This is a genomic window from Methylobacter tundripaludum (assembly GCF_002934365.1).
Taxonomy (GTDB): domain Bacteria; phylum Pseudomonadota; class Gammaproteobacteria; order Methylococcales; family Methylomonadaceae; genus Methylobacter_A; species Methylobacter_A tundripaludum_A.
Map to the genome: position 1 here is coordinate 166,941 of NZ_PTIY01000009.1, position 15,603 is coordinate 182,543.

At 50.2% G+C, this 15,603-nt stretch carries 13 protein-coding genes and 1 tRNA gene; 3 read left to right on the top strand and 11 right to left on the bottom strand.

What is annotated here, in order from left to right; all coding sequences use genetic code 11:
* Window positions 1-26: 26 nt before the first annotated feature.
* Window positions 27-102: transfer RNA gene (locus B0F88_RS12325), tRNA-Thr, on the top strand.
* A gap of 76 nt (window positions 103-178) precedes the next feature.
* Complete coding sequence (locus tag B0F88_RS12330; RefSeq protein ID WP_104424225.1) at window positions 179-1,570, top strand: glycoside hydrolase family 30 protein; 1,392 nt, start codon at window positions 179-181, stop codon at window positions 1,568-1,570.
* A gap of 294 nt (window positions 1,571-1,864) precedes the next feature.
* Here the strand turns inward: B0F88_RS12330 and B0F88_RS12340 are convergent, their stop codons facing one another.
* The 8 genes from B0F88_RS12340 to B0F88_RS19745 form a co-directional block, all read right to left on the bottom strand.
* Window positions 1,865-2,080: an addiction module protein gene (locus B0F88_RS12340; RefSeq protein WP_104424226.1), complete on the bottom strand. Its 216-nt coding sequence runs from the start codon at window positions 2,078-2,080 to the stop codon at window positions 1,865-1,867.
* A gap of 47 nt (window positions 2,081-2,127) precedes the next feature.
* Window positions 2,128-2,637 (bottom strand): hypothetical protein, encoded by a 510-nt coding sequence (locus tag B0F88_RS19390; RefSeq protein ID WP_181049896.1) that lies wholly within the window; start codon window positions 2,635-2,637, stop codon window positions 2,128-2,130.
* Window positions 2,585-3,013, bottom strand: coding sequence for a hypothetical protein (locus B0F88_RS12350; protein ID WP_104424228.1), 429 nt, complete (start codon window positions 3,011-3,013; stop codon window positions 2,585-2,587). The genes B0F88_RS19390 and B0F88_RS12350 overlap by 53 nt, the downstream gene beginning before the upstream one ends.
* Before the next feature lie 161 nt (window positions 3,014-3,174).
* Entirely contained in the window at window positions 3,175-3,315 is a 141-nt protein-coding gene (locus B0F88_RS19395; protein WP_181049897.1) for a hypothetical protein, read from the bottom strand.
* A gap of 225 nt (window positions 3,316-3,540) precedes the next feature.
* Window positions 3,541-4,614 (bottom strand): hypothetical protein, encoded by a 1,074-nt coding sequence (locus B0F88_RS12360; protein ID WP_104424230.1) that lies wholly within the window; start codon window positions 4,612-4,614, stop codon window positions 3,541-3,543.
* Between the two features lie 115 nt (window positions 4,615-4,729).
* Window positions 4,730-5,110 carry a type II toxin-antitoxin system VapC family toxin gene (locus B0F88_RS12365; protein ID WP_104424231.1) on the bottom strand — a complete coding sequence of 127 codons (381 nt, stop codon included), beginning with the start codon at window positions 5,108-5,110 and terminating at the stop codon, window positions 4,730-4,732.
* Window positions 5,110-5,391 carry a hypothetical protein gene (locus B0F88_RS12370; protein ID WP_104424232.1) on the bottom strand — a complete coding sequence of 94 codons (282 nt, stop codon included), beginning with the start codon at window positions 5,389-5,391 and terminating at the stop codon, window positions 5,110-5,112. The genes B0F88_RS12365 and B0F88_RS12370 overlap by 1 nt, the downstream gene beginning before the upstream one ends.
* Before the next feature lie 189 nt (window positions 5,392-5,580).
* Complete coding sequence (locus B0F88_RS19745) at window positions 5,581-8,916, bottom strand: hypothetical protein (protein WP_258076651.1); 3,336 nt, start codon at window positions 8,914-8,916, stop codon at window positions 5,581-5,583.
* 1,125 nt (window positions 8,917-10,041) lie between these two features.
* Here B0F88_RS19745 and B0F88_RS12385 point away from each other — a divergent pair.
* Window positions 10,042-10,836, top strand: a complete 795-nt coding sequence (locus tag B0F88_RS12385; protein WP_258076652.1) for a polysaccharide deacetylase family protein — start codon at window positions 10,042-10,044, stop codon at window positions 10,834-10,836.
* Window positions 10,837-10,953: 117 nt separating this feature from the next.
* Here the strand turns inward: B0F88_RS12385 and lon are convergent, their stop codons facing one another.
* The 3 genes from lon to B0F88_RS12400 all read right to left on the bottom strand — a co-directional run bounded on the left by lon (window position 10,954) and on the right by B0F88_RS12400 (window position 15,534).
* Window positions 10,954-13,359, bottom strand: coding sequence for an endopeptidase La (gene lon, locus B0F88_RS12390; RefSeq protein WP_104424233.1), 2,406 nt, complete (start codon window positions 13,357-13,359; stop codon window positions 10,954-10,956).
* Between the two features lie 9 nt (window positions 13,360-13,368).
* Window positions 13,369-13,770 (bottom strand): Hsp20/alpha crystallin family protein, encoded by a 402-nt coding sequence (locus B0F88_RS12395; protein WP_104424234.1) that lies wholly within the window; start codon window positions 13,768-13,770, stop codon window positions 13,369-13,371.
* A gap of 360 nt (window positions 13,771-14,130) precedes the next feature.
* Window positions 14,131-15,534: a DegQ family serine endoprotease gene (locus B0F88_RS12400; protein WP_104424235.1), complete on the bottom strand. Its 1,404-nt coding sequence runs from the start codon at window positions 15,532-15,534 to the stop codon at window positions 14,131-14,133.
* Window positions 15,535-15,603 lie beyond the last annotated feature (69 nt).

The following is a 15,603-nucleotide window of genomic DNA, read 5'->3' on the forward strand; positions in this document are numbered from 1 at the left end:
CATTCTAAGTTACGATAAGCACTAAAGCCGATGTAGCTCAGTTGGTAGAGCAACTGATTCGTAATCAGTAGGTCGTGGGTTCGACTCCCATCATTGGCTCCAAAAAGATCAAAGGGTTAGGCGGAATGCCTGGCCCTTTTTTGTGTGTAATGCCAGTTGTTTCTCCAAAGGAACTTCCATGCCAGAACAAACCCATCCCCATGATCCGTTTTTTCCTTTTTGGGAAGATCCTTCTTCTTTTTTGGCGGTTTGGCTGACCACCGCCGACCAAACTGCGTTGTTCCAACGGCAGCCGAATGAGCTCTGTTTTGCCGACAACGCCAATGATTTCCCTGTGATAACCGTGGATGCCAAGCAGAAGTATCAGGTCATCGAGGGATTCGGTTTTTCGTTGACCGGCGGCAGCGCGATGCTGATCGGTCGCTTGTCCGCCGCTGACAGGAAAGCATTGTTGCGGGAGCTGTTTTTGCCCGATGAGGACGGCATCGGCGTTAGTTTTCTGCGTCTGAGCATCGGTGCGTCGGATCTGAGCGAGCGCTGCTTTAGCTATGACGACAGGCCTGCCGGACAATCGGACTTTGAGCTTGCCCATTTCGACATCGAGGCCGGCGACCGTGAAGTCATTCCGCTGTTGCGGGAGATTTTGTCGATCAACCCCGAGATCAAGATCATGGCTACAACTTGGTCGGCTCCAACCTGGATGAAGACCAACCAGAGTTTTGTCGGCGGCAAACTAAGATCGGATTGCTACGCTGTTTACGCAGCCTACCTGGTCAAATACCTGCAAACAATGCGGAACAGAGGCATCACCGTCCATGCGATCACCCCGCAGAACGAACCCTTGAATGAAAAAAACGAACCCAGCATGGTCATGGAAGCGGGCGAGCAGGCCGAGTTCATCAAAAATCATCTGGGGCCGGCTTTGTCGACAGCCGGGTTGGCCGATGTGGAGCTGTTTTGCTGGGACCACAATTGCGATGTCCCTGAGTATCCTTTGGAAGTCTTCGCAGATGCTAAAGCGCGCCGTTACCTGAGCGGATCGGCTTGGCATCTGTACGGCGGCGACATTTCAGCCCTTTCCGAAGTGCATCGGGCTTACCCGGATATGAAACTGTATTTCACCGAACAGTGGGTGGGGATAGACGGGCAGTTCGGGGGGGATTCGATGTGGCACATGAAAAACGTGCTGATCGGTTCCCTACGCAACTGGAGCCGGGTAGTGCTTGAATGGAACCTGGCTTCCGATCCGTTTTGCCGCCCCCATACGCCCGGCGGCGAGGCCCGTTGCGTCGGCGCTTTGACCATCGGCGAAGAGGTTGCCCGCAACGTCGCCTATTATGTGATCGCCCATGCCGCGAAATTCGTCCGCCCCGGTTCGGTGAAGATTTATTCCGATGAGCACGAGTTCTTACCGAATGTGGCCTTTCTGACGCCCGAGGGTTATATCGTTCTGATCGCGCTCAATGACGAAGCTGAAGCACGTTTCTTTACTATCCGCTTTCAGGGGAAAAGTGCAGTAGCCACTCTGCCAGCAAACGCCGTAGCTACTTATGTTTGGCGGGCGGTGTAAAAAACTTATTTTTGGCTCAGTTTTTTCCTTGTCCATGCCGGGTGCCTTCGGCAATCAAGAACGGCATAGACTCGTGCGGTTTGATTTTCAACCCGATAATAAACGGCAAACGGGAATCGTTTTGATAATAAGCGATGATATTTCCCGAAATAGATCTGATGAACTCCGGCGTTAATTATCAATGAGTCAATGTCTGAAAAAAGCGTATCTACAAAATAACTTCCCAAGCCTGCTGCTTATAAAACCGGTAACCATCGATTAAATCCCGTTGCGCAGATCGCTGTATTTGGATTTTCATGGAAGCTGGTTGCGAATGTCCTTTTTTGCATCATTCCAATCGATAAAGGTATCGGTTCCATCATTAAGCATTTCTTCCCTTTGTTGTAATACCTCGGAATGCCAAGCCGGAGAGTTGATGTTATCAGCATCAGTACATAAGCTGTCCCAAAGAGATTCCATAACTTGTATTTTTTCTGTGACGGACAATTTTTCTATTTCAATGACTGTCATAGTGATTTCCTAAGTAGAGATAGCGAAGGCAGGCTCTTATGATTGTACTACGGTTTCCGGCCAAGGGTAGCGTCTACAAAATACAATAATAGTGTCTTTTCGGTTTCAAGGGAGAAACGTTGCCAAAGCCGATATTCACCGCATTTGTCCGGCGTTAACGGCATTCCCGACAGCCACAGTTCGTGCGTAGAGTTGGATTTGATCGCCCGCCAGCGTCCCGAGTAACCGGCATCGCCGTCAGGCAACGTCCAAACAGCATGCAAGTGATCCGGCAGAATAACAATGGCGTCGATGGTGAAAGGCCGTTCCGTCCGCACTTTGCGAAATACGTTGCGCAGTTGCCGGACGTGTCGCACAGCAAATCGGAACAACGAGTAGCAGGACGGGGCATGTTGCCCGTCCTGCTCGGGAAAACCGCATGTCCGGTGGTGTGGGAGGAATGACGGCGGCAATCCCGTCATTTCCACCCGATCAGCGTTAAGTGCATCTAATCGTGTTGAAGGTTCAATTGCATGCGTCCAAGTAAAGCATGGCGGTTGCAAAGTCGCTTTCGTCATCGGGGTTTTTCATCATGGCGGATTTTAAAATTGTTAATTTGTCTTCCGTCGGTTTGAGGCGTTTGTTAATGGCATCAAGTTCGGGGGCTAAGGCTTTTAATTTGGCTTGATCGTGATGCTGATGGGCTATCAGAAGTTCTTTCTTGATTTTTATTTTTTGGCATTGATCCATGTGCGATTGCTTCATCAAATCAATGGCGGCTTCCACCTCCGCGCTGTTGGCGGCAACAGATGCAGAGAAAAAAATTCCAACGGCGACTGCCAAAGTAAAAAACAATTGTTTGTGCAACACAGCCTTCTGGTGAAACACAGGATCTTGCAAATCTTTACTGTGTTGAAAAACAGACACTTTAGGTTCGGCATTTTTATCTTTCATAGTGGTTTCCCTTGCTTCAACATTAAAGCTGAGTTGAGCAGCTTGTCTGCTCAAACGAAACTTATGCCCTTTGGGTATAAGGGTTTTTTCATGATCGCCTGCCCAGATTGGCCTGTGGCTAACGATGATGACTTGCGCTCTAAGGTACTACGCCACGGCAATTATCGGCCTTTAAAATTAAGAGAACTGCCGCTGTTTTCTAAATCAAAACTTTCATTAAGTTCCGCATCCTTTTCAACTGGGCGTGGCACATTGTATTCGCCCATGTCGGTTTTAACCCCATTTGGATGCAAAATCAACACGGCTACTTGCTGCTGATAGAGTCCATAGAATGTGCTAAAGCCGATCGGGGCATGTTGCCCCGACCGAAACATTTTGCGTTAATTAATTTTGGTTCTTTAGCTCAGAAATCGCAGAAACGTTAGGGCCGGGGTTGCAAACCCCGGCCCTAACGGGGGAAAATTGCGTAGCCCGTATGAAGCATAGCGGAATACGGGATGATCAGTGCCACGAAGTCCCGGATTCCGCTACGCTTCATCCAGGCTACTTGCTTTAAATGCATCTAACAATTTCTTCGGATCAAATTTTAGCGGGCCCAATTTAATTTCACCCAAGCTTATTGCCCCTCCAAACATTTCAATGTCTTTAGCATTCTTCATGCTTTGAATCAAAAGTATCTTTTTCTCTTTTTCATGAAGGTTATCTTTTAAAGAGGCAATAGATAATTCCTTCATTTCTATAATAGCGTCTTTCATTTGAATCTGATTCTTAAAGTTTTCAACTTGGCTAAAAAGCATTTGAAGAAGATATTTATCTTCAACTGAGGCTGACACAGCTTGTGCAGGTAAGTACTCGATATATGGCAACGATAGGTACTGATAGAATAATTGTTCTATTTTAATTAAAAGTTCTGGCGCTTCCTTTGGCGAAACAATTAACGATGTTTGATGTCTGTTATTTTCAGCCGATACATCTGCATTTATCCCCAAGTTAAGAAGAAACTCTCCAAACCAGACCAAATATTGAGTACAAATAGACTCGTATTCTTTGGGAAAATTAAATACTTTCACGAATATATTTTCTGAACCGGCTCTTGCAAGTTTTACTACCAATGATTGATATTCTTTCTTTGCCTCATGAATTACCTCATCAATTCTATGCAAGACTATCCCATCGAGCACAAAGAAAATAATATCAAGAGATGCCCAGCCTTCTTCTTTATTTATTTCGGTTTTAAACCCAATATTAGACATTTCATTCTTGTAGCACTCCAAAAACTCCTGGATAGTAAATGGCTGATTCCATTCTTCCCAAGAAAACGTAATAGAAAGTTTAACTTGTACAGATTCATTCTCTTTTTTAAAGGCAAGCCAATTCGCATTAGGAAACTCTTTAGATTCAAATTCCCATGAATACTCTAACCCTTTTGGAATATCGCCTGCCGGTGAATTACATATTATGAGAGAAAGTTCCTTATCTACATCCTCAGTATAATACTTCAAAACTGAGCCATCGGAGCTTTGGCAGGGTATGGAAAGTAACTCTTTACCATCCTGCTCAATCTTTAGGTGTTCGTTTTTCTCAATGAATTTAATGGTCACACTTTTTCCTCAAGCTAAGGTTGGGCAAAACCTTTTCGTTGCCCAACATTTTGCTGCCCATCAATATTAAAAACATCCTGATGATGCCTGAAAGTTTCAAGCCAGGATTTTAAATTCATGGGCTAGACTCCGCCAACGGATCAATTAACTCCAACTCCGAAATCCATTGAAAATCTCGGGTATTATGGGTTACCAGCGGTAATTGGTGAATCAAGGCGGTAGCCGCAATCATGGCATCGGCCAGTCCCATGCTTCGTTGGCGACGCAATTGAATGGCACGGTCAATAATTTCAAATGAAACGTCAAGGACATGAGTCGCGTCAAAAAACAACTCGAAACGTCTAAACTCAGCATCGGAGTTTCGCCAATAACCCATCACTTCCAAGCGGGTTACGTTCGACACGGAAAATTCGCCTTGCAGTAAAAAATCCTCCAGACTTGATTCACGGTATTTTGGCTCAAATGCGTAAATCACAATATTGCTGTCAAGGATCATCAATCATCCTCACGGCCTGGCAATACCCGGTCTTTGCGTTGTTCGCGCTGCCATTCCACCGGATCGCCAAATTTATCGGCAATGCTTGTCAATAGTTCTAACGGTGTTGCACGGATAATGCTGACTAACTGCGCACCATTAGGTTTTTCCGCCACAAGAGCCTCATCCATTTCATTGGCATCATCAGCCACCAATACCACCCGCACACGTTTAAATTTGGGCGCTTCACCCAGCCATTTAATGCGTCCATGATCATAAATCGCCTCATAACTTTTCAACATTGTCATATCTCCTACAAGGTGCCCAGAGAAAAGGGACTGATTACATTTCACTCGCGCCCTTTTTTTCATCGCGGTTCAGCGGCATTATAGGCTTTTAGTTATGGTAAAGCATACCATTGCCACACCCACACCCACACCCACACCCACACCCACACCCACACCCATAAACAACCATGAGTAGAAGGTTCATCACCGAAGCACCACATCCACCCGCCGGAATTGGCCGTTACGCAGCGCTTCTGCAATTTGCCCCTCAAGGTGTTGACCTTCCACGGTCTGCATGATGCCGTCCCGCCCATGTAACAGATAGCGGCAGGGTTTTACGGCGGCATCGCCGAAGGTGTCTTGGTGCTCGGGGTTGATGTAGACCAGCAAGGTTGTCCCCAATAAAGCGCAAGCCGCGCTGCCCGCCGGCAAGGTTTCTTCAAAACCGAACGGATTGGCTAATTGCTCATCCGAGGAGAAAAACGACTTCGACAACACCGGCGCGGGTCTGAACAGCAACTTGCCTTCCTCGAACACAAACGGAGTCGACCCCAGGAAAAGATGCGTCCAGAGGTGCAAAAATTCCACCGTGGAACCCGAAAGACGGGCTACGCAGCCTCTTCCGTGTTGGCGAGGATCGACAGCGAAACCGCTGCTGACCAAGAAGCTGGAGTTTTCGACCGGGTTGCGTCCGTATTCCGCAGGATCGCGAAAAGCCACCAGCAGCTGTTCAATTTGCTCGTAAAACTCATCGATTAACCCGGCCCGAACCATTTCCAGCACGAACTTGTAATGCATGTGCAGGAAGATGGAGCCGTTCTCCAACCAGCCGTAGTTGAAAACCCCGATCCGTCCCAGTTCCAGCGCATTTTCCCCGAGCGGCTCATTGACGCGGTACATGCCCAACTTTTTATCGAACAGTTCGGAGTTACGCGCGGCGTCATATAAGCGCCGGACTTCCTCCGGTTCGGCGATGCGCAGGGCATGGACGAAGCCTTCCAGAAACAGCGGTATCGGTTTTTGCTTGAAGCGGGTCACAGCCGCCTTACCGTCCGCGATTTCCTGATATTGCTCGGCCTCATAGGAGAAATAGGTGACGATGCCTTCCGGCGTCCGGGCTTTGTTGATCGCGGCATCCAGATAGCTCGAAACCGCCGCCAGGAAGGTTTGCACCGCTGCAACAGAGAGCGTGCGTTCGGCACCGTCAAATCCCATGAACACTTTGTCCCGGTAGGCTTCCTTTTGGGCTCCGCTTTCCCGCCAGAATAACTCTGGGGTCAGGTTGGGGCGACTTAACAGCGCTTCCAATCCGGCTATAAAGTCCGCCAGCTCGGTCGGCAGGGAAAATACTCCATCAACATCGGCCAGGGCATGTAAGGTAAAGTCCACCAAGCGCTTGAGTTCAATGGTTTCATTGACCGAAGACCCGAAAATGCCGGGCAGGCCGTTCAACGCATCGCACCAGCCTGGGCGGTCGGCTTCCATTTCTATGCCTACGCCGAACGGGTCCAGCGTGGCCAGCTTGTTGGCGACCAGCGTCAGGATTTTTCCGGGCAGCGTGGTGTAAACGATCTCGCCGTGGCCGCGTTGCGAGCGGACTTGGCGGCGACGACGGGCGCGGGAGTTGATCAGGGATTCCTTCTCAGGGCTACCCTGTACCGCGCCGTATTGGCGGACGCCTTTGGGCGTCACCACGTATTTTTGGGCGCGCGGCACGACAAAATGGGTGGAATCGAAGAAGGTGTAGGTCTTGTCCTTAAACAAGCCGGACAAGCGGTCCGGGAAAATCGCTTGGTAGCTAACCAGCAAATCCAGCAGATAAGTCCAGTGATCCGACCAATAGCCACGGTCGAATTCGGCATCTTCCACTTCCTGCGCTTGCGCCAAAATTTCCTTGATGACCGGCTCCGGGTTCTCCGCGCCTTGAAGCAACTGCCATAATTCCGCGTATTTAAACTCTCGGGACAGCAATTGTTCGAGGCCTGCAAACCTTGCGAAATGAGGGGCAAGGGTTTGGTGTAATACTGTTGATTGAAGAATGTGTGCTCCTTCTCCCTGAGGGACAAATCCGCCGGGAGCGGATTTGCACTCGCCCGTAGGGTGGCGGACAGGAGAGTCCGGCATGATTAGGCCGGGATGAGGGGGATTAAATAAACCCTCTCCCTCTGGAGAGGGCTTTGTACTACTTAAATCAACAGTAAAACGCGAGTTCCGCAAAGAACAAGGATTGTAGCCGTCCGCCTGAACCAGGTTGAAGAAATAGCGGATGTTTTTGGCATCCAGCGCAGGATCGAAGAACAAATCCATCCGGCGGTTTTGCAGCACGTCGCGGAAATCGCCGTTGCCTTCGGAAAAGGGCGTATCCTGCAACAGGAAGTCGTTGTAGTCCCTTTCCAGGTCGCCGTGCTTGCGGCCGAACAAATACAGTTGCGCGCCGCCCGGCACTTCCCTGGGAAAGCCGCCGCGCAAACCGTTGTCGAGATAACACTGCCGGGCATGGGCATCGAATAGCGGCTTGGCCGTCGCGGTAAAAATTCGTTGCGTGATGCCTTCGATCAAGCTGCGGTTTGCCTCCCGCTTGGCTTCGAAGTAATCTTTTTTGTCGGCCTCTGCAATGAACTGCTCAAATACCGGCTGCGATTCGGCATGGCCGTAAAAGCCGTAAAACACCTGGCTTTGTCCCGGCTGGAGTTCTAGGCTCATGGCCTGGAAAGCCGACGGCGTTTGGTTGCCCGCCACCTGATGATCGAAGTCCAGGCCGTCATCGGCAAAAAAACGTTCCGGCCTGGAAAAATCCCCGGCCAAGCCGAAAATTCTTTCCGCATCCACCACCACGCGAGTGCGTCCGCCGTTCAAGAATCCGGCGAAGAAATTGCAGGCGATCACCGGCTCAACCTGCGGCGAGTCGGTAGGCCATACTTTCAATCGATAAAACGGCAGGTTTTCCTCGACGCCTTCGACCCGCATGAACGCTTCCGAGGTCCGGCTCATGAATTTCAAAATCCATTGGTTCATGCCAAAGGGAAGCACTTGCGGCAAACCGTCGACGATCTCTATCTTTCTGGCCTGCCCGGAGGTATTGACGATCTCGACCCGCCGCAGCAAACCGGCCACGGATGCCTCTGGCAAGGTGAACATATCGGCCCGGATACTGAATCCCAATTGCGGATTGATCTCTTCGACACCGACCTCCTGGGGCGTGACATAAAGGCGTTGCTTGACCTCCGGCCCCGATCCGCGCTGGAAAGGCTCGTGAGTCAGAATTCGGTCGCCGTCGGCAATTTTCAGGAAAGTCCGAAAGCCTCGTGACGGCGTCAGTTGATAAGCCTTGTCGGCAGGAAAGAACTCCAAAAAGGCCCCGTCTTTGTTGCGCACGCCGAAACTGGCCACGGCCTGGCCCCGGTTGACATAAAAAGCCCAAGCCGGGCGGCCCAGGGCGCCTGCGATACCGGGCAAAAAACTGGCGAATGGGGCGAGGTCGTTGTATTGCTCGATGACAAAGCGCTTATCGCCGTCTAAGGCAGGGTGGGTGTTGTTCATGGGCATCCTTCGGGGTGGATATTGAGTCGGCGGGCAACATATCAATTAAAGTTAGGTGTTTATTCTAAGCCGGTTTTTAAATGCAAGTCATTAGGTTCAAATGTCAGACGATTCATCAGTTGGCTGGGTTAAACTTGAGCCGGTATGTTCAGAATCCATTCAAGTCCCGTATGTAAAGTACCATCGGCTGATTGAACAAGATTGTTGGATGAGACGGTAAAACCGATTTAGCCTGATGTTTATCAGGCCTGAAATGGGAGAGTGTTACTGGGTGAATTTTTGATGCCGGGTCATGGCATAATACCGGGGATGCGGATTTTCAATACCGGTTTCCCCGGCAAGCTTTGCAAGGCGATTAATCGCTAAAGTAATGGTTCATTTCATGTCGGACAAGGATATGAAAGCTCGAGCGGATTCGGCGCGCGGCAAATTTAAGCGCCGCCGAACCGGGGCTGAACTAATTTAGCCATGACCTGTGGCGGGTAACCGTTTGCTGTGCCGATAATGTGTTTGTCAGCAGCACACATAACCGGAAGAAAGCGGCGCCGGCTATTGCAAAGAAAGAGGCTAGTAGGATCATTACCGTTATAATTTTCATGCTAAGTTACCCAATATTTATTTAATCCGAGCGCTAATAATCCCCCGGTTAAAGCGCCGAAACAAGCGATTTAATGGGGGCTTAAATGAAAGACGGCGGCGCGTTTAGCCTTCTCATAGTGAGCTGTTGCAAACCTGCAACAATGAGTTTTGCGCGCTAGAACAGCACTTATTATTTGCCTCTGATCACGCTAAACGAATCAATAAATTTTGACGGCTTTGTTTGTTTTTTGCGGAAAAAACAACAAATTTATAAGCGGTTTCCGAGGCTAAATTTATCGTAAATTTTGTAAAAAACGCCGGAAATGACCGCAATGATTGCCGAGAATCCGGGATCAATTTTGTCGAAAAGAAGAGGGCGTTCCGTTCCGGTAAAATGGGGCCGCCGCTCAGGGATGAAGACGCATGTATTTGAATTCCGCCACATGATCTAAATCTGTAAAATAGCGTGCGACACTTTACAGCGCCAACTTTCCATTTCCTCCTCAACGCACACAGAGTCAATTGAGGCAAACAGCCGGATAACTCGTGTCGACTCAAAAAATCAATAACGTGACTTTCAAAACAGCAAAAAATGGCTTTATTATCGCTATCAGCGTTATCGGCCTGTTACATCATCTTTTCGAGCTCAGCTTATGGTGGCTGGCATTACCGGGTGTGATCTACAAGGCCTTGATTATTTACGGTTCGGCTAACATTCAATCCAATTTTCACGCCAAGGCTCATTGCCGTGGAGACGCGTTCGAAAAAGAAATCGCCGTTTCGTTCGATGACGGGCCGAACCAGAAATACACGCCGCAAGTGCTGTCCGCATTGGCTCAGTACAACGCCGGAGCGACTTTTTTTGTGATCGGGAAAAATATTCGGGGCAATGAAAACATTCTGAAACAGATCGATGCGGAGGGTCACAGCATCGGCAATCACAGCTACACGCATTCTTTCCTTATGGATTTTAAAAACCTGCAAGGCTTTAAGGATGAGTTAAACCAAGCGGCTGATGACGTTTTCAATGTGATAGGCAAGCGCATGAAGCTGTTTAGGCCGCCTTACGGCGTCACTACGCCCAGCCTTGTCAGGGCGTCGAATGAGTTGAATTACAGCATTATCGGCTGGAGCATCCGTTCCTTGGATACGACCGCCGATCACGCACATACGATTAGCCAACGGGTGCAAAAACAAATCGAACCCGGATCTATCATCCTGTTTCATGATACGTCCGATAAAACGGTCCAGGTGTTAAGGCAAACGCTTAATTTTGCAAGGGAAAACGGTTACAAGATCGTCAGCGTGGAGCACCTGTTGAAGATCGAAGCCTATGAATGACGGATGTAGCCGGGCTTTGATTTTTGCAAGCCGGAATAAGCTCTGAGCTGTTCCGGTGCGCCGTGTTCCATCCCTGTATGGCGGATGCCGGCATTCCCCCTGCCGGTGAGGCGACATTTATTCTTCCACGGCAATTTTTAACGCGTCATCGACCTTTTCCAGCCAGATAAACTGGAGCCGGTTTCTGACCGCCTCTGGTATTTCCTCAAAGTCTCTTCGGTTGCGCGCCGGGAGCATGACGGTCTTTATCCCGGCCCTGGCGGCGGCAATGACTTTCTCTTTAATGCCTCCGACCGGCAACACCAGCCCGCGTAGGCTGATTTCTCCGGTCATTGCGACATCGCTATGCACGGTGCGCTCGGAAAATGCGGAAAATAGCGCGATAAACATCGCAACCCCGGCGCTGGGGCCGTCTTTGGGGATGGCCCCAGCGGGCACATGCACATGGATGTCGTTCTTCTCGAAGTTTTCCGGGTCTAAACCCAGCTCATGGGCGCGCGATTTCACCAGGCTTAATGCGGCTTGTGCGCTTTCCTTCATGACATCGCCCAGCTGGCCGGTCAGGATCAGCTTGCCGTTGCCGGGTACGCGTGCGGCCTCAATAAAAAGAATATCGCCGCCGACCGGCGTCCAGGCCAAGCCTGTAGCAACGCCAGGGGCGCTGGTGCGCATGGCGACCTCGCTGTCGAATTTTTTCGGCCCCAGAATGCCGTGAAGCTGTTCGGCGTCGATCTGCTCGTTTACGGAAATCCCTTCGGCAATGCGCATGGCGACATGACGAAATACCGAACCGATTTCCCGTTCCAGGTTTCTGCAACCGGCTTCGCGGGTATAGTCCTGAATAATGGCGAGTATGGCGCTATCGCTGATTGTGCATTGCTCGGGGCTTAGGCCGTTGCTTTCCAGTTGCCGGTGTACCAGATAGCGTTTGGCAATCTGGAGTTTTTCATCGGAGGTATAGCCGGTTAATTCGATGACTTCCATCCGGTCGCGCAAAGGCGCCGGGATATTGTCCAGTACATTGGCGGTTCCGATAAACATGACATGGCTCAGGTCGAACGCTACCGCCAGATAATTATCGCGGAAGGTTGAGTTCTGCTCGGGGTCCAATACTTCCAGCAAGGCTGAAGAGGGATCGCCATGAAATCCGCCTGAACCGATCTTGTCCATTTCATCGAGCATGAATATCGGATTATTGGTTCCTGCCTTGCGGATGGATTGGATAATATTGCCCGGCAATGCGCCGATATAAGTGCGCCGGTGGCCCCGGACCTCGGCCTCGTCATGCAGGCCGCCGAGACTGGCGCGGACGAATTCGCGCCCGGTTGCCCGGGCTATGCTGCGTCCCAGAGAAGTCTTGCCGACGCCGGGCGGCCCGACAAAGCATAAAATCGGGCTCTTGCCGTTCGGGTTCAGCTTGCGCACGGCCAGGAATTCCAGTATTCGCTGCTTGATTTTTTCCAGGCCGTAATGATCTTCGTTAAGGGTTTCCCTGGCTTTTGTTATATCAATAGCCGTGGTACTCGCGACTGACCAGGGCAGTTCCGTCAGCCAATCGAGGTAGGTGCGGATCATCGAATATTCGCCGCTGGCGTCGGGCATGTGCTGCAAGCGGCCGAGCTCCTTGCGCGCTTGTTTTTCGACATCTTCCGGCATCTTGGCGGCGCTGATCGCTTTGCTGATTTCTTCAATTTCGGCTGCGTGTCCGTCTTCTTCGCCCAATTCCTTTTGGATCGCCTTCATCTGCTCCCGCAAAACAAATTCGCGTTGCTGCTGGCCCATGGTTTCCTGGGTTTGCTCGCTAATCTTGTTTGAAAGCTTCAACACTTCGATTTGGTAATTAAGCAGTTCCAAGATCTTATCGATGCGTTCCTGTATATCAAACAGGGCCAGTATTTCTTGTTTTTCGGCCGGTTTTGAAATCAGGTAGCTGGCAATCAGGTCGGCCAGCATTGCCGGCGAGGCGATCGAGCGAACTGCATTAACCAGCTCGTCGGGAGCTTGCCGAGTTTGCGCCAGCATTTCCAATGCTTTTTGTTTGAGCGTTATGACTCGCGCTTCGACATCCTGAGAGCTTAGTTCAGGCTCTTCGTAACGTTCGATTCGGGCGACAAGAAACGGATAGTCCGGCAGGAATTCCTTTACGCGAAAGCGTTGTGTACCCTGACACACAATATGATGCGCGCCGTCGGGAGCGGTTATGTAACGTAAAATTTCCGCGATAGTACCGACCTTGTGGAGGTCGTCAGGGTCGGGCTCTTCATTTTTGTCCAGCAGCTGCATGATCAGCCCGATCGGTTTTTCCGAACGTACCGCCTGCTGCACCGCAGCAATAGAGGGTTTACGGCCTATCACCAACGGCGAAACGTTTTGCGGGAAAAGCACGGTGCCGCGCATAGGCACAATGATAAGCGCATCGTCGGGAATGGCCGGCAGCGAATCCTGTTGTTTTAGCTCTGAAGACGGGTCTTCGGTATCCGGCGTTGATCCCAGAAGTAAATTTTTCAGGTCCTTGATTTGCATAAGAAGCCTTTATATTTTTCGCAGTGAAATGAATAAACAACCGTTAACAAATTCGCGAGCGCCGATTTCAAAGTGTCCGACCGGCAGTTCAATGCGCCGCTCAAATCGTCCATAGGGGATTTCCATGCGCCGAATATGCGACTCTGCACTGACAGGCAGATGCCGTTGTCCGTTAACAATCAGATGATCGTCTTCCAGTATTACGCTTAAATGTTCCGGGGCTACGCCCGGCAGCGCGATCATGATTTTGAATTCATAATTGGTTTCGTAGATGTCGATCGGCGGTTCCCACGTCGGTCGTTTGACGCTCATAACAGCCGGTCTAAAGAATTGCCGATGCAGCCGATCAGCCCGATCCAATATTTCGCAAGCTTCCGCCCACATCCAAGTTTCAAGATCACGTAATGGCATAATGCGTTATTCCTGGTTGTTGCTGTTTAACTATGCAAGCCGTGCAATGGGTTATCCGGGCAATATCACGCCCAAATAGCTAAGAGCCGGAGCTAAGCCCGGCAGGCGATTAAGCGATAGAAAAAGTTCCCATGCTGTACAAAGTTAAGCCGTTCGTGGTGAGCCTTCGGCTACGCTCAGGACTAAAGGCCTTGTTGAACCATGAATGGCTTAACGACTTGTTCCGCTCACCCTTCGACAAGGCTCTCCTGAGCGTAGCCGAAGGCTCAGGGCAAACGGATCAAGTCTTAACTTAATGGCAATAATGCTGTGCATGAGAACGCTATCATTTTCCGCAGCTTAAGCGTAAATCGCAGCAGATTACTTTTCCACTTTAAGCGCTAAAAATACCGGACTGCCCTGACGCTGCACTAAAACAGCGATTGATTTGCCGGCAGGAAGCTTTTTGACGGTTTTTTCAAAATCAGCCGCATCGCGGATCACGTCGTTCTGGATACGCAAAATGACATCGCCTCGCTGAATCCCGGCATCTTTTGCCGTGCCTTTGGCGACATCCTGAACTAATACGCCGTTTTTAGGAACTTCCAAGGTTTTTCTTTGTTCGTCGCTTAAGTCGATGACATTGATTCCCAGACGATTGTGAGGCAGTTTTGGCGCCGCCTTGGCGTCTGCCAGTTTGTCGACTTCATCCGGCAAAAGTCCCACTTTAAATTCGATGGTTTTAGTCTCGCCTTGCCTGATGATTTTTAATGCGGCTTTGTCATTGATCGGCGTTATACCGACCATCGGCGGCAAGTCACTTGAGTTTTCAATTTGCTGGCCATTAAATTCGGTAATAATGTCGCCAATCTGCAAATCGGCTTTTTCCGCCGGACTGCCGGGCACCACTTTGGAAACCAATGCGCCCATCGGTTTTTTCATGCCGAATGTTTCGGCCAGTTCCCGTGTGACATCCTGGATTTGAACGCCCAGCCAGCCATGTGATGCTTTACCGGTAGCTTTTATTTGATCGACGACATTCATCACCACATCCATCGGTATGGCGAATGAAAGTCCCATAAAACCGCCGGTGCGGCTGTAAATCTGGGAATTGATGCCGACGACTTTGCCTTCCATATTAAATAAGGGGCCGCCTGAATTGCCCGGATTGATCGCGACATCGGTCTGGATGAACGGCACATAATTCCCGCCGGGCAGGCTGCGGCCTTTGGCGCTGACGATGCCGGCTGTTACCGACTGTTCAAAGCCGAAAGGCGAGCCTATGGCCAAAACCCAGGCGCCTACCTGAAGTTTGTTCGCATCGCCGATGGTCACCACGGGTAAGTCTTTGGCCTCGACCTTGAGCAGGGCGACATCGGTGCGCGCATCGGAGCCGATCAGTTTGGCCAGCAGTTCCCGGCGGTCGGAAAATTTAACCACGATTTCGTCGGCATCTTTCACCACATGATGATTGGTTAACACGTAACCGTCCTGGGAAATAATAAAGCCGGAACCTAAAGATGTCGTATCCCGCGGAACATAGCCGCCGCCTTGTTCATTTAAAAAGCGCTTGAAAAACTCTTCCATTTCGGGGGGCATGCCCTCCGGCAGTTGCATATCTTCCGGGGCGTTTTCAGCCTCAGGCGGTGCTTTTTGCGTGGTGCTGATATTGACCACGGCGACACCGTTGGTTTTTACCATCTCGGTAAAATCCGGCAAGTCAGCTAACACGTTTCGATTAAACAACACGATCAGGAAAAAACACCACCTAACTTTTTTGAGCATAAAAACCTCCATTTAATACCGTTAATGAAATAACTTATGTTGAAAATAGCAATCAAGGCGATTGATATA